Source organism: Micromonospora sp. NPDC049101, assembly GCF_040648675.1.
Taxonomy (GTDB): Bacteria; Actinomycetota; Actinomycetes; order Mycobacteriales; family Micromonosporaceae; genus Micromonospora.
Window position 1 is genome coordinate 83,535 of record NZ_JBEZED010000013.1, and the last position, 23,977, is coordinate 107,511.

20 protein-coding genes are annotated in these 23,977 nt (G+C 70.8%); 15 read left to right on the plus strand and 5 right to left on the minus strand.

Annotated elements, in window-relative coordinates:
- Positions 1-33: 33 nt before the first annotated feature.
- Positions 34-993 carry an AraC family transcriptional regulator gene (locus AB0B57_RS19440; protein WP_357071226.1) on the minus strand — a complete coding sequence of 320 codons (960 nt, stop codon included), beginning with the start codon at positions 991-993 and terminating at the stop codon, positions 34-36.
- 277 nt (positions 994-1,270) lie between these two features.
- Between AB0B57_RS19440 and AB0B57_RS19445 the strand changes: the two genes are divergently transcribed.
- The 12 genes from AB0B57_RS19445 (at position 1,271) to trpA (ending at position 16,360) form a co-directional block, all read left to right on the plus strand.
- A complete protein-coding gene (locus tag AB0B57_RS19445; RefSeq protein WP_357071229.1) occupies positions 1,271-2,575 on the plus strand; it encodes an FAD-dependent monooxygenase in 1,305 nt (434 codons plus the stop codon).
- A gap of 72 nt (positions 2,576-2,647) precedes the next feature.
- Positions 2,648-4,123, plus strand: a complete 1,476-nt coding sequence (locus tag AB0B57_RS19450) for a 4-hydroxyphenylacetate 3-hydroxylase N-terminal domain-containing protein (protein ID WP_357071233.1) — start codon at positions 2,648-2,650, stop codon at positions 4,121-4,123.
- Positions 4,120-5,598 carry an MFS transporter gene (locus tag AB0B57_RS19455; protein WP_357071236.1) on the plus strand — a complete coding sequence of 493 codons (1,479 nt, stop codon included), beginning with the start codon at positions 4,120-4,122 and terminating at the stop codon, positions 5,596-5,598. Before AB0B57_RS19450 ends, AB0B57_RS19455 begins: the two co-directional genes overlap by 4 nt.
- A gap of 210 nt (positions 5,599-5,808) precedes the next feature.
- Positions 5,809-6,705, plus strand: a complete 897-nt coding sequence (locus AB0B57_RS19460; protein ID WP_357071239.1) for an NmrA family NAD(P)-binding protein — start codon at positions 5,809-5,811, stop codon at positions 6,703-6,705.
- Positions 6,706-6,859: 154 nt separating this feature from the next.
- Positions 6,860-8,599, plus strand: a complete 1,740-nt coding sequence (locus AB0B57_RS19465) for a beta-ketoacyl synthase N-terminal-like domain-containing protein (RefSeq protein WP_357071242.1) — start codon at positions 6,860-6,862, stop codon at positions 8,597-8,599.
- Between the two features lie 140 nt (positions 8,600-8,739).
- Positions 8,740-9,909, plus strand: coding sequence for a monodechloroaminopyrrolnitrin synthase PrnB family protein (locus AB0B57_RS19470; RefSeq protein WP_357071245.1), 1,170 nt, complete (start codon positions 8,740-8,742; stop codon positions 9,907-9,909).
- Entirely contained in the window at positions 9,906-11,192 is a 1,287-nt protein-coding gene (locus AB0B57_RS19475) for a flavin-dependent oxidoreductase (RefSeq protein ID WP_357071248.1), read from the plus strand. The genes AB0B57_RS19470 and AB0B57_RS19475 overlap by 4 nt, the downstream gene beginning before the upstream one ends.
- Complete coding sequence (locus AB0B57_RS19480) at positions 11,189-11,818, plus strand: DsbA family oxidoreductase (protein ID WP_357071252.1); 630 nt, start codon at positions 11,189-11,191, stop codon at positions 11,816-11,818. The genes AB0B57_RS19475 and AB0B57_RS19480 overlap by 4 nt, the downstream gene beginning before the upstream one ends.
- A gap of 5 nt (positions 11,819-11,823) precedes the next feature.
- Positions 11,824-13,434, plus strand: a complete 1,611-nt coding sequence (locus tag AB0B57_RS19485) for an FAD-binding oxidoreductase (RefSeq protein WP_357071255.1) — start codon at positions 11,824-11,826, stop codon at positions 13,432-13,434.
- Between the two features lie 13 nt (positions 13,435-13,447).
- Complete coding sequence (trpC, locus tag AB0B57_RS19490) at positions 13,448-14,251, plus strand: indole-3-glycerol phosphate synthase TrpC (RefSeq protein WP_357071258.1); 804 nt, start codon at positions 13,448-13,450, stop codon at positions 14,249-14,251.
- On the plus strand, positions 14,248-15,531 hold the full coding sequence (trpB, locus tag AB0B57_RS19495) for a tryptophan synthase subunit beta (RefSeq protein WP_357071263.1): 1,284 nt from the start codon (positions 14,248-14,250) through the stop codon (positions 15,529-15,531). Before trpC ends, trpB begins: the two co-directional genes overlap by 4 nt.
- A 22-nt stretch (positions 15,532-15,553) precedes the next feature.
- Positions 15,554-16,360 (plus strand): tryptophan synthase subunit alpha, encoded by an 807-nt coding sequence (gene trpA / locus AB0B57_RS19500; RefSeq protein WP_357071588.1) that lies wholly within the window; start codon positions 15,554-15,556, stop codon positions 16,358-16,360.
- A 142-nt stretch (positions 16,361-16,502) separates the two neighbouring features.
- Here the strand turns inward: trpA and trpD are convergent, their stop codons facing one another.
- Positions 16,503-17,588, minus strand: a complete 1,086-nt coding sequence (gene trpD / locus AB0B57_RS19505) for an anthranilate phosphoribosyltransferase (RefSeq protein WP_357071266.1) — start codon at positions 17,586-17,588, stop codon at positions 16,503-16,505.
- Between the two features lie 110 nt (positions 17,589-17,698).
- On the opposite strand from trpD, the gene AB0B57_RS19510 reads away from it, so the two are divergent.
- Positions 17,699-19,120 (plus strand): PLP-dependent aminotransferase family protein, encoded by a 1,422-nt coding sequence (locus AB0B57_RS19510; RefSeq protein ID WP_357071269.1) that lies wholly within the window; start codon positions 17,699-17,701, stop codon positions 19,118-19,120.
- 17 nt (positions 19,121-19,137) lie between these two features.
- Here AB0B57_RS19510 and AB0B57_RS19515 read toward each other — a convergent pair whose 3' ends face one another.
- Positions 19,138-19,716, minus strand: a complete 579-nt coding sequence (locus tag AB0B57_RS19515) for an aminodeoxychorismate/anthranilate synthase component II (protein WP_357071272.1) — start codon at positions 19,714-19,716, stop codon at positions 19,138-19,140.
- Entirely contained in the window at positions 19,713-21,236 is a 1,524-nt protein-coding gene (locus AB0B57_RS19520) for an anthranilate synthase component I family protein (RefSeq protein ID WP_357071275.1), read from the minus strand. Before AB0B57_RS19520 ends, AB0B57_RS19515 begins: the two co-directional genes overlap by 4 nt.
- 266 nt (positions 21,237-21,502) lie before the next feature.
- Between AB0B57_RS19520 and AB0B57_RS19525 the strand changes: the two genes are divergently transcribed.
- Both AB0B57_RS19525 and AB0B57_RS19530 read left to right on the plus strand, forming a co-directional pair.
- Positions 21,503-22,933 (plus strand): class II 3-deoxy-7-phosphoheptulonate synthase, encoded by a 1,431-nt coding sequence (locus tag AB0B57_RS19525; protein WP_357071591.1) that lies wholly within the window; start codon positions 21,503-21,505, stop codon positions 22,931-22,933.
- 135 nt (positions 22,934-23,068) lie between these two features.
- A complete protein-coding gene (locus AB0B57_RS19530; RefSeq protein ID WP_357071278.1) occupies positions 23,069-23,530 on the plus strand; it encodes an SRPBCC domain-containing protein in 462 nt (153 codons plus the stop codon).
- Here the strand turns inward: AB0B57_RS19530 and AB0B57_RS19535 are convergent.
- On the minus strand, positions 23,495-23,968 hold the full coding sequence (locus AB0B57_RS19535; RefSeq protein WP_357071594.1) for a hypothetical protein: 474 nt from the start codon (positions 23,966-23,968) through the stop codon (positions 23,495-23,497). The two genes, AB0B57_RS19530 and AB0B57_RS19535, sit on opposite strands and share 36 nt — an antisense overlap.
- Positions 23,969-23,977 lie beyond the last annotated feature (9 nt).

Here is a 23,977-nt window from a genome sequence, read left to right on the forward strand (position 1 = left end):
CCGTCCGCGACAGGCCCCGGGGGCCCCGGTGCCTCACGAATCATCGTTGCACGGCGGGCCGCCGGCCAATCCGTGGTGTGCCCGGTACCGGCCCGGTGTGTCATTCAAAATCTTCCGAAAGGCGAGATGGAATCCTACCGAACTCCGGTATCCCACCATCTCGGGTATTGAACTGAGTGGGGTTTTGGTGTACGCCAGCAGTTGCACCGCCTCCTGCATCCGGCGTCGGGTGAGATGTAGCGCCGGTCCCTCACCGACGAGATCCCTAAACGTCTTGGCGAAACTCGACCTCGACATGCCGGCGCGCTGTGCCAGCAGGTCCAGCGTCCACGGCTGCCGGAACTCGCCGTAAATGGCGGATAGGGCACGGCTTACGCCGGAATGGGCCAGTGCGCGCAGGGCCGGCGAGTCGACTGTCAGATTCTGCAGTGCCACGCGGAGGGCGAGCACGAATACCATCTCAAAAGCTCGCAGAGTCACCAGCGGGCTGCCCGGCTCGCGCCGCTCGGTCTCTGGAACCAGCGACTCCAACGTTCGGAGCAGGAGTGGCTCCTCGTCGAGCTCGGGTTTGCCCAGCACGAAGACCGGCGGGAGCGACCGGTACAGCGGGGGTTCGCCGCCGGGGTCGTAGTTGAGGCTGGCACACATCAACTCGGTGAGAGCACCCTCCTCGCCAATCCGTACAATCGCCGACTCGCCGAGGCGGCGCTCGGGGAGCAACTGGCGTAACGGGTGAGTCGGTCCCGGTGATCCGTCGCCCAATGTGTGCGCTGTGCCGTAGGGAAAGATCGCCAGGTCGCCCCGGCGCAGCAGAATGGGTGGTCGGTCCCTAAGCTTGACGTAACAACTGTTTCGTAGGACGTAGTGAAGCACCGCGCAGCGATCGTCGTCACCCTGGACATTCCATGGTCCCCGCACGACCCAGCGGCTGTGGAAAACGCTGATCAGACGTATCGGTTTGAGCAGCTCAGCCAGTACGTCAAGGTCATTCATGGACGATCCTTAAATCAGAGCGGAGGGTTCTTAATTGATCGTAGCTAACTCTTCCGTGAAACTTCCGGGGGAAGCAGGTCGTTCGGTCGAGACGATCGGTATACGTGGTTGCGTATCGCAAGACGAGCTTCATGCACGGGGGCCTTCCTGGTGTCGCGTCGAACTTCGCGGGCTGCACTCCGCTCCCGCCGTTGACCACGGCGGTCGGTGTCACCCGCGTTGATGGACGCATCGCCGGCCGGCGATCCGGCATGGAACGAGCAGGGAGGGAGCGTCGATGCGGATACTCATCGCCGGGGCGGGCATCGCCGGCTTGACCACGGCCCTGAGCCTGCACGCGGCCGGTCTCGACGAGATCCGGCTGGTCGACGCGGCCCCGGAGATCCGGCCCCTCGGTGCCGGGATCAACCTCCTGCCCAACGCCGTCAGGGAACTCGCGGACCTCGGCCTCGACGCGGCGGTGGGCGCGGCCGCCGTCCCGACCACCGAGCTGGTCTACTTCAGCCGGCACGGTGACGTGATCTGGCGTGAGCCGCGGGGCCGCGCGGCCGGTCACCGATGGCCGCAGCTCTCCGTGCACCGGGGGCACCTGCAGATGGTGTTGCTCGCCGCCGCCGAGGAACGACTCGGCCGGGGGTGTGTACGCGCTGACGCGCGGGTCACCGACTTCTGTCGGCTGCCCACCGGTCGGGTGCGGGTCACCCTCGCCCATCGCACCGGCGACACCAGCACCACCACCGAGGTCGACGCCCTGATCGGAGCGGATGGCATCCGGTCCGGCGTCCGCCGGGTGCTCTTCCCCGACGAGGGACCGCCGGTGTGGCAGCGGCAGGTGGTGTGGCGCGGCATCACCAAGATTCCGCCGTTCGCCGACGGTCGGTCGATGTTCGTCGGAGGCGACAGCACGTGGAAGGTGGTCGCCTATCCGATTGCGCCACTCCCGGACGCCGCCGGCCTGGTCGACACCAACTGGGCGGTCTCCCGCACCTTCGTGCCGGGTGAGGTGGTCGACCGGGCGGGGTGGGACCGGGTGGTGGATCCTGCGAAGCTGCTGGCCGCGCTCGACGGCTGGGTCTTCGACTCGCTCGATGTCGGTGCCCTCATCGCCGCCGCCGCCCCCTTCGAACAGGCCATGGTCGATCGCGATCCGCTGCCCCGCTGGACCTTCGGACCGGTGACGCTCGTCGGTGACGCCGCCCACGCTATGTGCCCGATGGGGTCCAACGGCACCACCCAGGCGATCATCGACGCTCGTGCCCTGGCCAGCGCCGTGGCCGTCGAACCGGACATCAGCACCGCCTTCGTGGCCTACGAACGGGACCGGCGTGAGCGGATGACGCTGCTCCAGAACTGCAACCGGGCCCTGGGCCCGGAGGTGGTGGTCGCCATGGCGGACCGGGCCAGATCGGTCATCCGTCCCGGTCCGTCGGCGCGCGACCTCGACCGGGAGCTGGCTGAGATCTCTCGACGCTATGCGGAGTTGGGCGGCTTCGACGTGGCGGCGGCCAACGCGGCCTCCTCCTACTCGGTCCGACGCCGACCGCACTCCGCTCGCCCCGCCCAGCAGCCGGCCGGGTCCTGAGTGTTCCGGACACCTGACAGGTCCACCCACCACCAACCACCTGCCTAACCCCGTGATCGAGGAGATTGAGACATGACGCGAACCGGTGAGCAGTATCTCGATGCGTTGCGCGACGGCCGAGAGATCTGGCTGGACGGCGAACCGGTCAAGGACCTGACCCGACACCGCGCGTTCCGCAACACCGCTCGGTCCATCGCCCACCTCTACGACCTGACACACCAGGCCGAGTTCGCCCCGGTGTTGACTGTCGAGTCCCCGTCGGGCGACCGCATCCACCGGGCGTTCCACATCGCCCGCGACTACGAGGATCTGGTCGCTCGGCGCAAGGCACACAAGATCTGGTCCGAGGCGACCTTCGGATTCCTCGGTCGTTCGCCCGACTACATGGCGTCCGGCCTCGCCGGGTTCGCCGCCCTGCCGGAGGTCTTCGCGGGCAGCGGGTTCGACGGTCGGGACAATGTCGCCGCCCACCATCGGCGGATGTCTACTGGTGATCTCTACCAGGCGTTCACCATCACCAACCCGCAGATCGACCGAACCAGGTCCGCGTCCGAGCAGGAGGAAGACGATCTCTACCTGCGTGTGGTGAGGGAAACCGACGGCGGCATCGTGGTACGCGGCGCGAAGATGATCGGCACAGCCGCCGCCTTCGGCGACGAGGTGGTGGTGGGCACGATCGAGCCCTTGGCCCCGCAGGACGTGGAGTACGCGCTGAGCTTCTCCCTCCCCCTCGACACCTCGGGGCTGAAGTTCGTCTCGCGCGCCTCGTACGAGGCCGGTGCCCGGAGCGTCTTCGACAACCCGCTCTCCTCCCGGTTCGACGAGAACGACTCGCTGCTCGTCTGCGACGACGTCTTCGTGCCGTGGGAGCGGGTGCTGGTCTATCGCGACGTGGACGCCAGCCTGGGCCAGTGGTGGGCGACGCCGGCGTACAACAACTTCGTCCACCAGTCGGCCACCCGCTTCTGGACCAAGCTGGAGTTCCTCACCGGCCTGGCGATCCTCATCGCCAAGGCGAACAACACCTACGGTCTGCCCCCGGTGCAGATGCAGATCGGCCGCCTGATGACCTGGGTGAACATCGCGCGTTCGATGTTGATCGCGGCCGAGACGGAGTTCGTCCCCGTCCAGGGCGGCGAGGGCGTCATGATCAACCCGGAGATTGCATCCGCGCATCGAGCGATGGCCGGTGACATCTACCCGAAGGCGGTGGCCGAGGTCAAGCTGCTTGCCGGCGGCGGCCTGATCCAGCTCCCCGCCTCCGGCTACGACCTGCTGCACCCCGAGCTGGGGCCGGTGCTCGCCAAGTACGTGCGCTCACCCGGCCACTCGGCAAAGGCGCGGATCAAGCTGCTCAAGCTCGCCTGGGACGCGCTGGGCTCGGAGTTCGCCTCTCGGCACGAGCAGTACGAGCGTTTTTACCACGGTGCCCCGCACGTCTACCTGCCGGCGGTGGTGCGCGACGGCCGCCCGGACCTGTGCGAACGGCTCACCCAGTCCTGCCTGGACGGCTACGAACTGGACAACTCGATGTACGGCGCCTCATGACCAGTCCGGACTTCTCCCCGCCCGGTGCCACCGCCACCGAGGCCTCCGGGGCACCCCACCGGTGGCGGGCGCTGGCGGTGCTGGCCTGCACCCAGTTCCTCCTGATCCTCGACACCGCGATCATCAACGTGGCGGTGCCCTCGATCGGCGAGGACCTGCACATTTCGCCCACCGGGCTCTCCTGGGTGGCCAACGCCTACCTGATCACCTTCGGCGGGCTCCTGCTCCTCGGCGGACGCAGCGCCGACCATATCGGCCGCCGCCGGGTCTTCGTGATCGGTCTGGTCGTCCTCGTCCTCGGCTCGGCGGTGGGCACGGTCGCGAACTCGGCCGGCTGGCTGATCGCCGGTCGGGCGATTCAGGGTCTGGCCGCCGCGCTGGCCGCCGCCGCCGCGCTGGCGCTGGTGCTGAGCATCTTCCCGGAGGGTCCGGAACGGCATCGGGCCCTCGGCATCTTCGCCGCGATGGCGGGTGCCGGAGGTGCCGTCGGCACGGTCCTCGGTGGGTTGCTGACCGACTCGTTCGGCTGGCGCTCGACGTTCCTCATGAACGTCGTCGCCGGTGCCGTGCTTGCCGTCGTCGCCCTCCGGGTGGTGCCCAAGGTACGCGAATCCGCAGACCGCCGGGCCTTCGACGCGATCGGCGCCGTGACCGTCACCGCCGGCCTGGGGCTGCTGGCGTACGCGTTGGTGTCCACCGGAGACATCGGTTGGCTCGCCGGTCGAACCGTCGGCGCGGCCGGTGTGGCGGCGCTGTGCCTGGTGGCGTTCGTGTTCATCGAGCGGCGCAGCAGCCACCCGTTGGTGCCGTTGGGCATCTTCCGGCGGCGTCGACTCCGCACCGCGAACATCCTCGGCGGGCTGGCACAGCTCGTGCTGTTCCCGACGTTCTTCTTCGTCAGCATCTATCTCCAGGACGTGCTCGGCTACTCGCCCCTGGGTGGCGGGCTCGGTCTGTTGCCGATGTCGCTGGTGGTGATCGTGGTGGCCGCGATGGCCGAGCGGCTGATCGCCCGGCTCGGCCTCGAGGTCGTGATGACGGTTGGCTTCGTCCTGGTCGGTGTGGGGATGCTCTGGCTGTCCCGGCTCTCCGCCGAGGGGGACTTCGTCTCCGAGGTACTCGGGCCGACCGTCCTCATCGGCATCGGGTTGCCACTGGTGAGTGTGACGACGAATGTCGCGGCGACCGCGGAGGCGACCGACAACGAGGTCGGGCTCGCCTCCGGGCTGATCAACACGAGTCAGCAGATCGGTGCGGTCGTCGGTCTTGCGGTCATGGCCGGTGTGGCCGCCGCCCGGACCAGCCAGGTGACCGGTGACAACCCGGCCCGCCTGGACGCGGCGGCAACCACCGCCGGCTTCCAGGCAGCGTTCCTGGTGGGCGCGGTGGTCTCACTGATCGCGGCCGCGGCGGCCGTCCGGCTACGTCGGGCCCGGCCGGCGCCCGTCGGCTCGGCGACGGTCTCCGGACGGTAGGCCGGCGGCCGATCCCGTGCCGGATGCGGCGGAGCCCGGCACCATTCGGACTCCACCGGCCGAGCGGACCCGGAACGCCCGCGGTCCGCGCACCCGGTCGTGACCCGAGCGGTCCCGGCCGGAAACGAGGACCTGGCACGACGGGTCCTGCACCAAGCGCCGTGCCCCCGGGGCGGGGCGCTCCTCCCACGCACGCGAAGGAACTGAGCAATGACAGAGCAGGGCAGGCAGTATCTGGTGTTCGGCGCGACCGGTGGCCAGGGTGGCGCGGTCGTCCGGACCCTCGCCGAACGGGGCCATCCGGTGCGCGGTTTCGCTCGTCGCGGCGCCGAGCCGGCCGGCTCGGGGGTCAGCCTGGTCGCCGGCGACCTGGCCGACCCGGCCGCCGTGCGCGAGGCGTTCGCGGGCGTCACCCACGCCGCGGTGACCCTGCCCCTGGTGTACGACACACCGACGGTCGCCGACTACGCCCGCAACATCGCGGACGCCGCCCGGCAGGCCGGCGTGCAGCAGCTCGTTTACAACACCAACACCTGCATCCCGAACGACACGACGCCGTACCCGGCGTACGAGACCCGACGGATCACCGCGGAGATCCTGGTGGACAGCGGCGTGCCTACGGTCGTGCTGTGCCCCCCGGTGTACCTGGAAAACCTCTTCAACCCCGGGGTGGGTGGGGCGTTGGCCAACCAGAACGTGCTGGCGTACCCCTTGCCCGCGGACCGGCGGGTGGCCTGGCTGTCCCACGACGACCTGGCGGCGGCGATGGTGGCGGCACTGGACCGTCCGGACCTGGTCGGCAGGTCTGTGCAGTTCGGCGGCGGCGACGTCGTGACCGGCCCCGAACTGGCCGCGATCTTCTCCACCGCGCTCGGCCGACAGATCAACTACCTGCCGCTGGAGGTCGACGCCTTCCAGGAAGGGCTGGCCTTCGCGTTGGGCGCCGAGGCGGCCACCGGCGTCGCCGGCATCTACCGCTGGGTTGGTCAGGATGCCGGTCGTGACCTGTTCGACCTGGACCCGGCGACGCTGCCGAAGGTTCTGAACGTGACGCCGACGCCGATCGCCGAATGGGTCGCGGCGCGGCCGTGGCAGCAGTTCGCCTAAGAGGAGCAGGTGGAACTTCCCTGAGGGCGGTCACCCCCGGGCAACCTGGCCAGCCGACACAGCAGTCGGCCGGCCGGGCTCCGGGGGTGACGGCCACCGCTCGCAACGGCGCGGCGGGTCCACCGCACGACCTTCGCGGCAAGGAGCTCGACACATGTGGTCAGCACGACGACAGGCGGGGGAGCCGATCGCGGTGATCGGCGCAGGGTGCCGCCTCCCCGGCGCGCACGGCCCGGCGCAGCTCTGGCAACACCTGGTTGACGGTCGGGACCTGATCACGGAGGTCCCGCCGGACCGGTTCTCGGTCGACGACTACGTCGCACCGTTTCCCCCGCCCCCAGGCATGACGACCAGTCGCTGGGGTGGCTTCGTGGACGGCGTCGCCGAGTTCGACGCCGAGTTCTTCGGCATCGACGACGACGCGGCCGCCAGCCTTGACCCGCAGCAACGGCTGTTGCTGATGACCGCGTGGGAGGCGCTGGAGGACGCCGGACAACTGCCCGAACACCTCGCGGGCAGCCGGACGGCGGTGTTCGTGGGCCAGAGCCAGGCTGACTACTGGGATCTCCAGAGCTCGCGACCGGACCGCCTCGGGTTGCTCTCCGCCCTCGGCGGCCAGCAGCGCGGCATGGCGGCCGGCCGGCTCTCGTACACCTTTGACCTGCGCGGACCCAGTGTGACCGTCGACGCCGCCCAGGCGTCCTCGGGTGCGGCGGTCCACCTGGCGGCGCAGAGCCTACGGTCGGGCGAGAGCACGATGGCTGTCGTCGCCGGGATCAACCTGGTGCTGGCGCCCACGCCAGCGGTGCTGTTCGGGCAGGCGGGGGTGCTGGCTGCCGACGGGCGGTGCAAGTTCGGCGACCGATCCGCGGACGGGTTCGTCCGTAGCGACGGTGTCGTGGTGGTGGTCCTCAAGCCGCTGTCCGCCGCCCTCGCCGACGGTGATCGGGTACGCGCCGTGCTGCTGGGCAGCGCGGTGAGCAACGACGGTCGTGCCAAGCCCGAGCTGACCGCGCCCTCGGTGACCGGTCAGGCCATGGCCATGAGGTCGGCGTACGCCACCGCCGGCGTCTCCCCGGGGGATGTCGACTACGTCGAGGCGCACGGGACCGGGACCCGCATCGACGCGGCCGAACTCGCCGCGATGACCGAGGTGCTCGCCGAGGGGCGGCCCGCCGGACGGCCTTGCCTGGTGGGGTCCGTCAAGACGAACCTCGGCCACACCGAGGCCGCCGCCGCCCTGACTGGCCTCGTCAAGGCGGTGCTCTGCCTGGAGCACCAGCTCGTACCACCCAGCCTGCACTGCGCCCGCCCCCGGGCGGACGTCGACTGGGCTCGGGTACCGCTGGTCGTGCCCGACGTCGCGACCCCGCTGCCCGACCGTGGTCGACCGGCGATCGTGGCCGTCAACGGGCAGAGCATGCCCGGCACCAACGTCCACCTGGTGCTCGCCCAGGCGTCGGTGGTCCCGGACCCGGGTGGAGCCGGGACCGGCCGGTCGTCCGGAGTGCCCGAGGCGGGCCGGGACCACTATCCGCTGGTGCTCACCGCCCGCTCACCGGCCGGGCTGACCGAGCTGATCCACAGCTATCTGGCTTTCCTGGCGCCCGACGGCGCGGGCGCGGCGCTCGACCTGCGAGACATCTGCTACAGCACCAACGTCCGGCGGCGGCGCTACCCGCACCGGGTGGTCGTGCGTGGCAGTTCCCACGACGACATGATCCGGGAACTTCGCGCGGTGCTGTCGGGCGAACCGCCGGAGACCGTGCTGACCCCGCACGACATCGGGCCATCGGGCCGGCTGGTGCCGTTGCCGCTCCGGCCCTGGCAGACCACCCGGCACTGGCTGGACTGGGTGGGGCCGCCGAGCCCAAGAACCGCGGTCGGCACCTGATCGGCGGCAGCGCTGCCGTCACCGCCGCACCCGGACCACCTCGTCGTCTTCCCGCTACCTGCGCGCACGTCGTGCCGCCATGACGCGCGCCCTCCCGCCACCACCCACTCACCGTCCCCTCTCGCACCAGGAAGTGAGCAATGCCAAACGCAACGATCACAGACCTGTCCAGCCTGGCCCGGATCGAGAACGTCCGGCTCCTCGACCCCCTCAACGCCGACCCGGCCTGCTTCCGCCTCCGCGCCATGAACGCGCAGGCCGACGTGCCAGCGATAGCCGGTGCCCTGCGCGCCCTGATACCCGGCCTGGACGAGGTCGCCACATACTCGGTGGACGAGTGCCTCGCGGCGATGCGCGACCTCGGCATGTTCCTGGGCTCCCTCAAGCGGCACGGCGTCGAGCCGCTGTCGGTCGTGCCGGAAGCCACAGCGGTGCTGGAGGAACTGGGCCGGCGCACCGACATGGTGCCCCGCGACACCGTGCACCACTACACCACCTGGAACCCGCTGGGGCACCGCCAGCGGATGTACACCGGCGACCCGCAGGAGGGGTTCCTCCAGGAGTCGGTGCGGATGGTCTTTCCCAGTCTGCGTACCGGCCTCAACACCTGCGACGTCCTGGCCGACACCGCGCCGACGGACCCGGAGTTCGCGCCGCTGCTGGACGAGTTGAACCTCCGGCTTACGGCGATGGTGGACTCGATCGACCTCGTGCTGCGACACGTCAGCCCGGTCTTCTTCGCCCGGGTGCTCCGCCCGTACTTCGAGGAGATCATCGTCTCGGGCCGGGAACTGCTCGGCCCGGCCGCCGCGCAGGTGCCACTCTGGCTCGTCGACCAGGTCATCTGGGCGGCGGACCGCAGCGAGCCCGATTACAGCGAGTTCATCCGCCACTCGGTCCCCTTCAGCCTGCCGCGCTGGCGGAGCTACTACACCCGGTGGACCGAGCGGAGGTCGGTGGTGAGTCGCCTCGTCGACGCCTTCGGCGGGGTCGACGGCGCGGCGACCGGCAACGAGTCCCTGGTGCTACGCCGCGGCGCGGAGGCGCTGGCCCGGGTGTTGCGTACGGTGGTGGTGTTCCGGGGTCGCCACCTCGGCATCGCCCGTCAGGCCTACCAGGCCGACCTGCGGCTCTATCCGGTCGGCAGCGGCGGCGCCAGCGTCGAACTGCTCCGGCAGATCATTGATCTGACCCGGCAGAACGCCGGCCTGGTCCAGGCCCGGCGGTCCGACCCGCCGACCGAGTCGCACAGGGTTCGACCGGAGGGCACGATTCCCCGGCAGCGCTGGCAGGGCGGGGTGGCCCTGTGAGGGTCCTGGTCGCCGGTGCCGGCATTGGCGGGCTCACCCTGGCGCTGAGCCTGCACGCGGCGGGGATCCGTGACGTCCGGGTGCTCGAGGCGGCCCCGGAGATCCGACCTCTCGGGGTCGGTCTGAACATCCTGCCCAACGCGGTGCGCGAACTCGCCGAGCTGGGTTTGTTGGACGACCTGACGGCGGTCGCGGTCTGCACCGGGGAACTGTCCTACTACAACCGGTTCGGTTCGTTGATCTGGAACGAGCCGCGCGGGCGATCCGCCGGCTACCGCTGGCCGCAGCTGTCGATCCACCGGGGTCGGTTGCAGATGGTGTTGCTCGAGGAGGTACGTCGACGGCTCGGTGACGCGACGGTCGTCACCGACGCGCGGGTACGGGACTTCGACATCCGGCCAGACGGTTCGGTGCGGACCGTGGTGGGGCAGCCCGGCCCTGGCGGCGTCAGCGAGTTCGAGGCTGACGTCATGGTCGGTGCGGACGGCATCAACTCGGCGGTACGCGCGGCGCTCTACCCCGGCGAGGGCGAGCCGCCGTGGAACGGACTGCTCGTGTGGCGGGGGTCGGCCTGGCGGACGCCCATCCTCAACGGGAAGACGATGATCATCGCGGGGGACGAACGCCGCCGGGCCGTGGTGTACCCGATGTCCCGAGCGGCTGGCCCCGGGCAGCCGGTCCTGATGAACTGGGCGCTGGCCCGACCCGCTGCCGAGCAGGACAGACCGGCCCGTGCCGACTGGAACCGGGTGGTCGAACCGGATTCCTTCCTGGCCGACTTCGCCGACCTCCGCTTCGACTGGCTGGACGTGCCGGAGCTGGTCCGGGCCGGCGGGGAGGCGTTCCTCTATCCCATGGTGGACCGAGATCCACTACCCCGGTGGAGCTTCGGGCCGGTCACGTTGCTCGGCGACGCCGCGCACGCCATGTACCCGATGGGTTCCAACGGTGCGACCCAGTCCATCGTGGACGCGCGAGTGCTGGCGCACTGCCTGGCGCTGCACGCCGACCCGGTCACCGCCCTGAGCGAGTACGAGCGCCTGCGTCGACCGGTCACCACGGACCTTCAGGAGCGCAACCGGCAGCTCGGGCCGGAGCTCGTCATCAGCCTGGCGGCTCAGCGGGCCCCGGACGGCTTCGTCGACGTGCACGACGTGATCCCGGCCACCGAGTTGGCCGAGATCTCCCAGCGGTACGCCCGCCTGGGCGGGTTCGACGTTGCCACGGTCAACGACCGGCCGTCCTACGACGTGCCGGTCGCCGCCCGGGGAGTACGGCCGTGAGAGTCGACAGTTATCTCGACGTCTCCTGCCCCTGGTGCTATGTCACCAAGCGGCACCTCGATGCGGCTGTGCGGGAGTTCGGCGATCCCACGGTGCGGGTCGTGCGGCATCCGTACCAGATCGACGGCGAACATCCCGCCACGCCGATGCCGATGCTCACCTGGCTGGCCGGGAAGTACGGCGCGGCAAAGGCGACCCGGATGAGCAGCGAGGTCACCGCGTACGGGCGCGGCATGGGTATCGCCTTCGCGAACGAGTCCGGCTACGCGGTCAACACCCTGGCCGCGCACCGACTGCTCTGGTTCGCCGGGCGGGAGTACGGCGAAGAGGTCCAGGGGCGGCTCGAGGAACTGCTCTTCGCGGGGTACTTCGTCGATGCCGTCGACGTCTCCGACCCCGAGGTGCTCGTGGAACGGGCCGGTCGGGCGGGGATGGCGCCGCAGCGGGTGGCCAGCTTCCTCGATGCCGGCGCCGGCGTGGACGAGGTCCGGGAGCTGGTCCGGCAAGCCCGGCGGGAGACCGCCGTCGTCCCCCTGATCGTCGTCGATGGCCGGATCCGGCTCGACGGCGTGCACGAACGTGACCGCCTGCTGGCGGCGTTGCGACAGATCGCGGAAGAAAGGTGACTCAGATGGAAGTGACTCGTCGTGGAGTGCTGGGTGGTTCGGCGGTGCTGGGTGGTGTGGTGACCGCGGCGCTCGTCGGCGCCGCACCCGCACCGGCGGCCAGGCCGGGGTCGGCGGCCGGTGACGCGCTACTGACCGTACGGCCCGGCGACCCGCAGTACGCCGACCTGGTGCGCGGTGTCAACCAGCGGTGGGTGGGCCGACCCGGGCAGGTGGTGGTGGCCACCTCGACCGCCGACGTCGTACGGGCGGTCCAGCAGGCCGCGCGTTCGGGACGGCGCCTGTCGGTCCGCAGCGGCGGCCACTGCTTCGAGAACTTTGTCAGTGATCCCGCCGTCGAGGTCCTGGTGGACCTGGCGGGGCTCGACCAGATCGGCTTCGACCCGGCCCGGCGGGCCTTCGTGGTGGGCGCGGGTGCCCGGTTGGAGGAGGTCAACCGCCGGCTGTTCACCGGTTGGGGCGTGGCGTTGCCGGCCGGCTCGTGCCCGAGCGTGGGCGTCGGTGGGCACATCGCCGGCGGCGGTTACGGTCCGCTCAGCCGCCTGTTCGGGCTCACCGTCGATCACCTCTACGCGGTCGAGGTGGTGGTGGCCGACCGGTCCGGGTCGGCACGGGCGGTGCTCGCCACCCGCGAGGCCGACGACCCGAACCGGGAGTTGTGGTGGGCACACACCGGCGGTGGCGGCGGCAACTTCGGCGTGGTGACGCGGTACTGGTTCCGTTCACCCGGCGCGGACACCTCGGATCCCCGCCGGCTGCTGCCCCGGCCACCAGCCGAGCTGCTGGTCAACACCGTGATCTGGCCGTGGGAGGCGATGGACCGGGCGGCGTTCACCCGGCTGCTGCTCAACTACAGCCGCTGGTACGCGGCGCGTAACCGGCCGGGCCGGGTGGAGAACCACCTCTACAGCCATCTGATCACGTTCCACCGCTCCGGTGGCGCTGTAGTGCTCAACACCCAGGTGTCCGGGCAGGCTCCGGACGCTGACGGGCTGCTCGACGAGTTCCTGGAGGCGATCGGGGACGGGGTGGGCGTGCCCATGCAGAGCACCGTCCGGCGCCGGCTGCCCTGGCTGCTCGGAACCCAGTGGTCCGGTTTCGCCGACCGGCCGGTCGGACGCCGGATCAAGGGAAAGTCGGCGCTGCACCGGAGCGCGTTCACCGAGGCCCAGGCGGCGGCCATCCACCGCGCGCTGGTCTCCACCGACTACACGCATCCCGGCAGCGGGGTGCTGATCGCTCCCTACGGTGGTCAGGTCAGCGCCGTAACCGGGTCCGCCACCGCGAGTTCGCACCGCGACGCCGCGCTGATACTGCTGTACGTGAGCGAGTGGGACAACGAGGCAGAGGATGCGACCCACCTCCGCTTCCTGCGCGAGTTCTACCGGGGCGTCTACGCCAGCACCGGAGGTGTGCCGGTACGCGACGGCAGCACCGCAGGGGCGTACATCAACTATCCGGACGTCGACCTGCGCGATCCGGCGTGGAACAGCTCGGGTACCTCGTGGCAGGAGCTGTACTACGGGGAGAACTACAAGCGGTTGCGGCGGGTCAAGAGTCAGTGGGACCCGTTGCGACTGTTCCACCACCAGCTCTCGGTGGAGCCGGCCCGATGAAGGAGGTGTCCCGATGAGCGTGTTGCAGGAGATCGTCCGCGGGGTGCGCGCTGATCTGGCGGAACGGGAGGCGCTCGTCGAACTGGCCGACCTCCAGGCGGCGGCAGCCACTGCCGCCCCGCCGCTGGACGTGGTGGCCGCGCTGCGCGGCGACGCGGTACGGGTGATCGCCGAGATCAAGCGGCGCAGCCCGGCCAGGGGTCCGCTGGCCGCGATCGAGGACCCGGCCGGGCTCGCCGAGGCGTACGTGGCCGGGGGCGCCGCCGCGGTGAGCGTACTCACCGAACCGCGCCGGTTCGGTGGTTCCCTGGCGGACCTGAGCGCGGTCCGTGCCGCGGTGCGGGTGCCGGTGCTCCGCAAGGACTTCATCGTCTCGCCCTACCAGCTCTGGGAGGCTCGAGCCCACGGGGCCGACCTGGTGCTGTTGATCGTCGCCGCGCTCGGCCAGGCCGAGTTGGAGTCGCTGCTGCGGCAGGCGACCGAGCTGGGCATGACCACCCTCGTCGAGGCGCACGACGCCGAAGAGGTGCGCCGGGCGGTCGACGCTGGCGCACGGGTGGTCGGCATCAACGCTCGGGACCTCAACACACTGCGGGTCGACCGGGGCGTGTTCGCGACGATGGCCGCCCTGGTGCCCGACGACGTGGTCCGGGTCGCCGAGTCGGGGGTGCGGGTTCCGGCCGATGTCAGTGCCTACCGAGAAGCTGGTGCGGCGGCCGTGCTGGTCGGTGAGACGCTGGTGACCAGCGCGGATCCACGCGGGTCGGTCGCCGCTCTGGTGGCGGCGGGCCAGCGGCCGGCGGGAGTGGCCCGATGACCCCCCCGTGGGCGGCGCCGCCGCAGGCGTACGTGGCGCTGGTGGCCGAGGCGCTCGACGGCGCTGACCTGTCCGACGGCGGGGACGGCCACTTCGGTCGGTTCGGTGGGCAGTTCATGCCGGAGGCGCTGATGGGGGCGCTGGCCGAGGTGGCCGAGGCGTATCACCAGGCCCGTAAGGATCCGGAGTTCCACGCCGAGTTCGCAGCGCTGTTGACCGGCTTCGCGGGGCGGCCGAGTCCGCTGACCGAGGCGCCCCGGTTCGCCGAGGGCGTCGGCGCGCGGATCCTGCTCAAGCGCGAGGATCTCAATCACACCGGCTCACACAAGATCAACAACGTGTTGGGCCAGGCGCTGTTGACCCGTCAAATGGGCAAGAGCCGGGTGATCGCCGAGACCGGTGCCGGCCAGCACGGCGTCGCGACCGCCACCGCGGCGGCACTGTTCGGCCTCGAGTGCGTCGTCTACATGGGCGAGGAGGACATCCGCCGGCAGGCGCTCAACGTCGCCCGGATGCGGGTGCTCGGCGCGCAGGTCGTTCCGGTGTCGGTGGGTAGCCGTACGCTCAAGGATGCCCTGAACGAGGCCATCCGGGACTGGGTGACCAACGTGGACACCACCCACTACGTCCTCGGCACGGCGGCGGGCCCGCACCCGTTCCCGGCACTGGTCCGCGACTTCCACCGGGTGATCGGGCTGGAAGCTCGCGCCCAGGTGGCCGCCCTCGGTCTGGCCCCACCGACGGCCGTGGCGGCGTGCGTCGGTGGTGGCTCGAACGCGATCGGCGCGTTCCACGCGTTTGTGCCCGACAGCCGGGTGCGCCTGTACGGCTTCGAGGCCGGAGGACGCGGCGTGACGACCGACCGGCACGCGGCCTCGATCACCGGAGGCTCGGTGGGCGTGCTGCACGGCGCTCGCACCTACCTGCTCCAGGACCGGTACGGACAGACCAGGGAGAGCCACTCCATCTCCGCGGGGCTGGACTACCCGGCGGTCGGCCCGGAACACGCCTGGCTGCACGACACCGGCCGGGTGCGGTATGAGCCGGTGGACGACGACGAGGCGATGCGGGCCTTCGCGCGGCTGAGCCGTACCGAGGGCATCATCCCGGCGATCGAGTCGGCGCACGCGCTGGCCGGGGCGCTCCGGATCGCGCCCACGCTGCCCACCGGTCCGAACGACGCCCAACCGGTGATCGTCGTCTGCCTCTCCGGACGAGGGGACAAGGACATGCACACCGCCATCGAGCACCTGGGGTTGGAAGGGGACGATCGTGGGTGACGCAGACACGTCGGAGACCAGGCTGAGCCGTGTCCTGCGTAGCGCACGGGCGGCCGGGCGGGGAGCGCTGATCGGCTATCTACCGGTCGGGTTTCCCACCGTCGCCGACTCGATAGCGGCCATGGAGGCGATGGTCGCCGCGGGCGTCGACGTGATCGAGGTCGGTCTGCCCTACAGCGACCCGGTCATGGACGGGCCGGTCATCCAACATGCCGTGGATGTCGCACTGGCCAACGGAACTGTCACGCCGCATGTCTTCGAGGCCGTCGAGGCGATCACCGCCGCCGGAGCGGCCGCGGTCTGCATGACCTACTGGAACCCGGTCGAGCGCTACGGCGTCGACCGGTTCTCCGAGGAACTGGCCGCCGCCGGCGGCTGCGGGCTGATCATCCCGGATCTCATTCCCGAGGAGGCGGACCGTAGCGGCTGGACCGCGGCAAGCGACGCCCACCAGCTCGACCGGATCTACCTGGTCGCCCAGTCCTCGACCACCGAGCGGCTCAGCCGGACGGCAACGGCCAGCCGGGGCTTCGTCTACGCGGCGGCGTTGATGGGTGTCACCGGCACCGGCGGCGCCAAGGCGGAAGCGGCGCAACGGCTCGTCGGCCGGGTGCGAGCGGTCAGCGACCTACCCGTCTGCGTCGGGCTGGGGGTGTCCACCGGGGAGCAGGCGGCTCGAATCGCCGCCTACGCCGACGGCGTGATCGTGGGCGCCGGCTTCGTCCGCCAGCTGATCGACAACAAGGACCAGGCCGCCCGGCTCGACGCGGTCCGTGGCTTCGCCGCGCTGCTGGCCGACAGCATCCGGGATGCTCGTGTGCCCGCTTGACCTGCTGGCAGGACCGACCGCCGACGCCCGGCGGTCGGTCCTGCCGCTGTACCCGGTCGGGGTCGGCATCCGACCGTGCCGGCAGCTCGGCTCTGCCCGTCCGGCCGCCGGCCCCTTCCGGAACCCGTCCCGCCCGGCTTACCTACAGTGCGGCGACGGTGCCGTCCGGAGCCCGCACGGCGCTCCTGGCCAGCGCACCGCCGACCTCCCGCCAGCGATCGAGCAGCCGACGGGCGGCGCCGGAGTCGATGGCCTCCGCGGCGAGCCGTACACCGGTCGCCAGCCGGGCGGTGACCGACTCGTCGGTCGGTCGGGCCGCCGCGATCCCGGCCGCCGCCGCGAGGAGCACCGCATCGCGTACCGGGCCGGCCGCACCGGCCAGCACCTCGCCCACGACCCGCGCGCTGTCCTGTGGCCCGGTGGTGCGCAGCGCCGCCAACGGGGAGTAGCCGATACCGATCTCGCGAGGATCGAAGACCTCCTCGCGCACCGTCCGGTCCTGCACCGACCAGATCCGGGACGTCGTGGTCACGGTCAATTCGTCCAGCCCGTCGTCGCCACGGAACACCAGTGCGCTTGCGCCGCCACCGGCCAACACCCGGGCGACCAGTGGGGCGGCCCGCACGTCGGCGACGCCGACCGCGTGGGCGGACGGGCGGGCCGGATTGGACAGGGGCCCGAGCAGATTGAACACGGTGGGGACTCCCAGCTCCCGGCGGACGGGGGCGGCGTGCCGCATCGCCGGATGGAACACGGGCGCGAAACAGAACCCGATGCCCACCTGATCGACCAGGGTGGCCACGTCGGCGGCCGAGAGCGGCAGGGGCACCCCGAGGTGTTCCAGGACATCGGCGGAGCCGCTCGACGACGACACCGACCGGTTGCCGTGCTTGACCACCCGGATCCCGGCGCCGGCGACGACGATCGACGCCATCGTGGATATGTTCACGGTCTGGGCGCCATCCCCGCCGGTGCCGACGATGTCGACGGTCGGGCCCGCGACGGGCACCGGCACCGCGTGCGCGTACATCGCCCGCAGCAGCCCCTCGACCTCGGCGACGGTCTCACCCTTGGCGCGCAACGCCACGAGGAAGGCGGCCAGCCGGGCCGGCCCGACCGCACCCCGCATGACTTCGTCCATCGCCCACTCGGTGTCGGTCGCGGTCAGATCCTCACGCCGCAGCAGGGCGCTCAACAGCACGGCCCAGCGCCGATCGGTCTCGGTCATCGCTTCCCCTCTCAGATCCTCCTGCCCACTGTCGGATCGGAGGTCGCGCCGTGCCAGACCACCCCGACGTCGAACGGCCGGTCCACTTCGCGCGTCGAGGGAGTGGTGTGATGACCTGGCGGTTGTTCATCCACGTCGACCGAAGCTCCGGCACCCCGTTGACCGCGCAGATCCACGACGCCATCCAGCGTGAGATCACCGCCGGGTCGCTGCGGCCGGCCACCCGACTGCCGTCCAGCCGGCAACTCGCCGCCGACCTGGAGGTTTCCCGCAGTGTCGTGGTGGAGGCGTACGACCGGCTGATAGCCGAGGGCTACCTGGAGGCGGTACGGGGCTCGGGCACCCGCGTCGCCCGGCACATCACGCCGGTATCGGCCCGGCCCGAGCCGGTGGAGCATGCCGCGGCGCAGCTCGTCCGGTTCGACCTCCGGCCGGATGCGAGCAACGCGGTCCATTTCCCGCACCGCGACTGGCTGGCCGCGTACGACCGGGCGATCCGGTCGGTCCGCCTGCCCGACCTGGACCGGCCGCCCCCCTTCGGCGTCCCGGCACTGCGCACGGAACTCGCGGGCTATCTGGGCCGGGTCGTCGGGGTCCGTGCCTGCCCCGGGCAGACACTTGTCACCGCGGGCTTCTCGGCGGCGCTGCGACTGTTGAGCATCTCGCTGCGCCGCATCGGGATCGACCAGCTCGGCGTGGAGGACCCGGGTCACCCTCGGCACCGGGACATCGCCGCCCGGTTCGGCCAGCGACTGTACCCGGTGCCCGTCGACGCCAGCGGGATCAACGTGCGGGCGCTCGCCCGCAGCGGGGTGCGGGCGGTGCTGACGACGCCCGCCCACCAGTTCCCGACCGGGGTCACGATGACCCGGGATCGCCGGGACCAGTTGCTGCGCTGGGCACACGACACCGGCGCGTGGATCATCGAGCTGGACCATGACGGTGATCTGTGGATGGAACCCCGGCCCCGGCCCCTGGCCCTGCAACGCGAGTCGCCCGACCGGGTCATCTACGCCGGCACGGCCAGCACGATCCTTGGCCCGGGGCTGCGGGTGGGCTGGCTGTGCGTCCCGCCCACCCTGTCGTCCGTCCTCGACCGGGTCGGCTCGGAACGTGAGTTCGCCGGCGACAGCCTGACCCAGTTGGCCTTCGCCGAGTTCATCCGCAGCGGGCTACTGGACCGCCACGCCCGACGTATGCGGGCCCGCTGCCGGGCCCGACGCGAAGCGCTCACCCAGGCCGTCGGCCGTCACCTGCCCGAGGCCCGCATGAGCGGGTCGGCGGCCGGGCTGTACGCGTACCTGAGACTGCCCGCGCACATCGACGAGGCCGCGTTGGTGAACGGCGCGGCCCGACGCTCGGTGCTGGTCGCCGGCGGCCGGTCCTGCGCCACGGCGGAGCCCTCGCCGACCGCGGCTCTGGTAGTCGGGTACGCCGCTCTGCCCAGGTCGGGGTTGTTCGAGGCGATCCGGGTTGTGGGGGAGACGGCCGCGGAGCTGTCCGGCCGGCCCTGCCTGCGCCACAGCGCCTGACGGGCCGGCCGGATCGCTCAGACCGCCGCCACCGAGGCAGTCAGGAAGTTCTCCAGCAGGCGCATGCCGTCGACGGTGGTGATGCTCTCCGGGTGGAACTGGATGCCCTCGACCGGAAAATGCCGGTGCCGCAAACCCATGACGAACCCGTCGTCGGTGGAGTGAGCGGTCGCCTCCAGCACCGCTGGCAGCGGCTCGCCGACCACCAGCGAGTGGTAACGGGTGGCGACCATGTCCGGCGCCAGGCCGGTGAAGACGCCGCGCCCGTCGTGCCGGACGACGCTGGTGCGACCGTGCATCGGCCGGCCGGAGACCCGCACCTCCGCGCCGAAGGCCATCCCGATGGCCTGGTGACCGAGGCACACCCCGAGCACCGGCACCCGGTCGGCGAAGAGCCGTACCAGCTCCACGTGACCCGAGTCGGCCGGGTGTCCGGGGCCGGGCCCGAGAACCACCGCGTCCGGCCCCCAGGCGAGCAGGTCGGCCTCCGACAGCGTCTTCGACCGTACGGTCTCGGCGTGCACGCCGAGATCCCGCAGGTATTGCTGGATGATGTGCACGAAGCTGTCGTAGGCGTCGATGAGAAGCACCTTCACGGCTTCAGTTCCTCTCCGGTCAGGGCCCAGTAGGCGGCGGACATCTTGTGCAGGGTCTCGGCCCATTCGCCCTCGGGGTCGGACTGGGCCACGATCCCGGCCGAACTCTGGGTCGAGTACCGGGTGCCGTCGAAGCGGACGGTGCGGATGCAGAGCGCCAGCTCGCTCCAGCCGCGCGCGTCGACCAGACCGACCGCGCCCGCGTAGCTGCCCCGATCGTCCCGCTCGATCTCGCTGATGATCTCCATGGCCCGCAGTTTCGGCGCACCGGTCATCGTGCCCGCGGGAAAGGTCGCCCGCAGCGCCGCCCAGAGGTCCGTGGCCGGATCCATCCGGGCCGAGACGGTCGACACCAGGTGGAAGACGTGGGAGAAGGCCTCCACCGCCATCAGCCGGTCGACGGCCAGGCTGCGCGGTCGGGCGACACGACTGACGTCGTTGCGACACAGGTCGACCAGCATGATGTGCTCTGCCCGTTCCTTCGTGCTGGCGAGCAGCGCCCGCACGCGTTCGTCGTTCCCCTGCCCGTCTGGGTCGCGGCGGGTGGTGCCGGCGATCGGCCGCATCACCAGCAGGTCCCCCTCGGTGCGGAACAGCAGCTCCGGGCTGGCACCGATCAGGGTGGAGTCGGCGTGCGGCAGGAGGTACATGTGCGGCGAGGGATTGCGCCACCGCAGCCGCCGGTACACCTCGAGTGGGGTCAGCGACGTACGCACGTCGATCCGGTGGCCGATCTGGATCTGGTAGATGTCACCGACGTGGATGTGCTCCAGGCAGCGTCGCACCCAGCCGAGGAACGTCTCCCGGTCGACGTTGTCGCTGACCTCGTCGGGGGGCGGCGCCGCCGGCACCGCCACCGACAGCCCGGCCGACTCCGGAACCGGTGGTACGTCCGGGAGGGCGGGGAAGCACGGGTTGTCGCCGCGCAGGTGCCGGACCCGGCCGGTGCGGGCATCGAACCAGACCGACTGCTGGAACAGGGTCAGCGTCAGATCCGGGACGTCACCCTCGGGCCGGGGAGGCAGGTCCTCCATGTGCCAGGCGGCGCCGTAGCCGGCGGTGAGGAGGAAACCGAAGGCGTACGCGTGCGGCGGCTCGTCGGTCACCACGTCGAAGAGGCGTTGGGTGTGGCGCAGCAGCTCCCAGACGCTCTCCGACCGGTCGAACCTCCACCGGTCGGGCCCGTCGGTGCGCAACCCGAGTCCGGCGGCCAACCGCCGCAGCGCTTCCACGATGCCGGTCACCCCGTCGAACTCCAGGTGTTCCGGGTGTAGCCGGATCTGCGCGAGACGCCCCCAGCCGACCACCGAACCCTGTCGTTGCGGCTCCGACCCGGAGAGGTTCTCCAGCAGGAACACCTGGTGACTGCCGAGGCTGGCGGCAAGGGAGGCGTAGAGCTCCAACGGATCGCGCGAGGCCAACTCCGTCGAACGTACCGCGACCCGGATCCTCGGGTGCTCAAGCAGGCCCTGCGACGTCACGGCGTCGCGATCTGTCCGGGCAGCCTCATTCGTCGGCATCACATCCCCCTTCGCCGCTGCCAGCCAAGCAGGTGGCACCGGGGGACCCCAGACCATTCGCCGGTCCGTGTACCGGTCCACTTCGCCCTCGCGGTGTCCGTCGTGGTGGCGAATTCCCAGGCCGCGGAGGTACGCGGACGTTCTTGCCGGGCCGCTCAAGTGGCCCCTACGGGTTTGACGGGGCTGGGTCCGCCGGGCCTACGCTCAGCCTGGCCGGTCCATGACCCGTCTCACCAGACCATGCTCTGCCGATGCGGAAGGCTGCCATGACCAGCGCTCTGCTCGCTCCTGTGCACCACGCCCATACCGCCACCACCCGGGCGGCCGATCATTGGCGCGGCCGACCGGTCGCCCAGGCACCGGACTGGCCGGACCGGGACCTGCTGGACCGGGTGGTCGGCCAGCTCAGTACCGCGTCAACCCTGGTGTCACCGCAGGAGTGTGACGAGTTGACGACCCGGCTGGCGCAGGTCGCCCGGGGTGAGGCATTCCTGCTCCAGGGTGGTGACTGCGCCGAGACGTTCGTAGGCACCTCGTCGCTGGCAATCCGCCGAAAGCTGGAAACCCTGCTCCAAATGGCGGTGGTCCTCACATACGCCGGCTCACTGCCGGTCGTCAAGGTCGGGCGGATGGCCGGGCAGTTCGCCAAACCACGGTCGACGCCGACGGAGACCCGCGACGGCGTGACCCTGCCGGCCTACCGTGGCGACGCGGTCAACGGCATCGGGTTCACCGCCGAGGTCCGCAGGCCCGACCCGCGCCGCCTGCACGAGATGTACCAGGCGTCGGCGGCGACTCTCGCGATCATCCGGGCCTTCCTGACCGGCGGGTACGCCGACCTGCGTCAGGTGCACGCCTGGAACCAGGACTTCGTCGCTCGCTCGCCCGTCGGCCAACGCTACGAGCGCCTCGCCGACGACATCGATCGGGCGCTGCGCTTCGTCCAGGCCTGCAACATGGACCTGTCCGGTAGCCGCAGGGTCGACCTGTACACCAGCCACGAGGGTCTGTTGCTCGACTACGAGGAGGCACTGACCCGAACGGATCCCCGCAGCGGCCGCCGGTACGCCGGCAGCGGTCATCTGCTGTGGCTGGGCGAGCGCACCCGGCAGCTCGACGGCGCCCACCTGGCATACCTGACCACGATCGACAACCCCATCGCGGTCAAGCTGGGGCCGAGCACCACACCCGAAGAGGTGGTCGCCTACGTCGAACTGCTCGACCCGCACCGCCGGCCCGGCCGACTGACCTTCATCGCGCGGATGGGCGCCGAGCTCGTCCGTGACCGGCTTCCGGCGCTGGTCGAGGCGGCCGGTTCCGTCGGTGGCGAGGTCATCTGGGTCAGCGACCCGATGCACGGCAACACGATCACGGCGCCGAGCGGGCACAAGACCCGACGCTTCGACGACATAGTCGACGAGGTGACGGGCTTCTTCGAGGTACACGCCGCGTTGGGCACCCACCCCGGGGGCCTGCACATCGAGCTGACCGGCGACGACGTGGCCGAGTGCGTCGGCGGCGGGGAACCGGTCGCCTTCGACGACCTGCAGGCCGGTTACGAGTCGGCGTGCGACCCCCGGCTGAACCGCAGCCAGTCGATCGAGTTGTCCTTCCGTACCGCGGAACTGCTGCACAGCAACTTCCGGGCGGCCCGGGCCGTCGCCCCCACGAGCACCGAACCGTCCCGGCCGTCCTGAAGCGCCGGGCGGGTGTCGAGAGGCACGCGGACGGCGGCACCCGCCGTCCGGCGGCATGAGGAAGCCGGCGCGGACCGGGCCTGGTGGGCGCAGGCGCGGAGCAATTCTCAAGCGTCGAGAAACTAGGATCCGACCATGGCTAGGACGGACACGGCTTCCCGAGTGATCATGGCTCCGGCCGACCGTGTGTACGCGGCACTCGTTGACCCCGAAGCGCTGACGATCTGGTTGCCACCCGAGGGCATGAGCGCCCGATTCGAGCGGTTCGACGCCAGGCCGGGCGGGTCCTACCGGCTTGTGCTGACCTATGCCGACGCCTCGACCGCACCGGGCAAGAGCACCGCGGACTCGGACGTGGTGGAGGCCTCCTTCGTCGACATCGTCCCTGGTGTACGGGTGGTGCAGGCCGTCGACTTCGTCTCCGAGGACCCGGCCCACTCGGGCACGATGACGATGACGTGGACGGTCACGGAGGTGGAGCAGGGCACACGCGTGGAGTTCCAGGCGGACAACGTCCCGGTCGGTATCTCCGCCGGCGACCACGCCGCTGGCATGACCTCCTCACTCGCCAACCTGGCAGCGCATCTCGAGACGTGACCTGACGATCGGACGGCGGCGGAAGTGGATGCGGTGCGAGCCGGCTAACGGGCAGCCAGTCCTCGACGGTCGACGCCGCGCGGGGACCAGCCGGTGGCGGCAGCCCATTCCTCCGCTGCGGTCACTGCCAACCGCCGGGTCGAAGCCCAACCTGGAGCCGGTGACGATGTTCGACCGACCACGTCTACCCGAACGATTCCCCGCTGCTCGACGAGCAACGACCATCTCTCCGCCATCCCTTGCTCTGCACCCGCGGAGGCGCCAGCTACGGACCGTGAGTGTCGCCTCCGCGGGTGCAGAGCAAAGGAGCCGCAGGGGGGTGTGGTGGGCGGGAACCGGTTCATCGAACGCGACTACGGCGGCGTCGAGGTCGGCGACGCTGACCTGCAGGTCGAACACCGGCTTGGCTGCCATGCCGTGGATCGAGGTGCTGCCGATGGATCCACC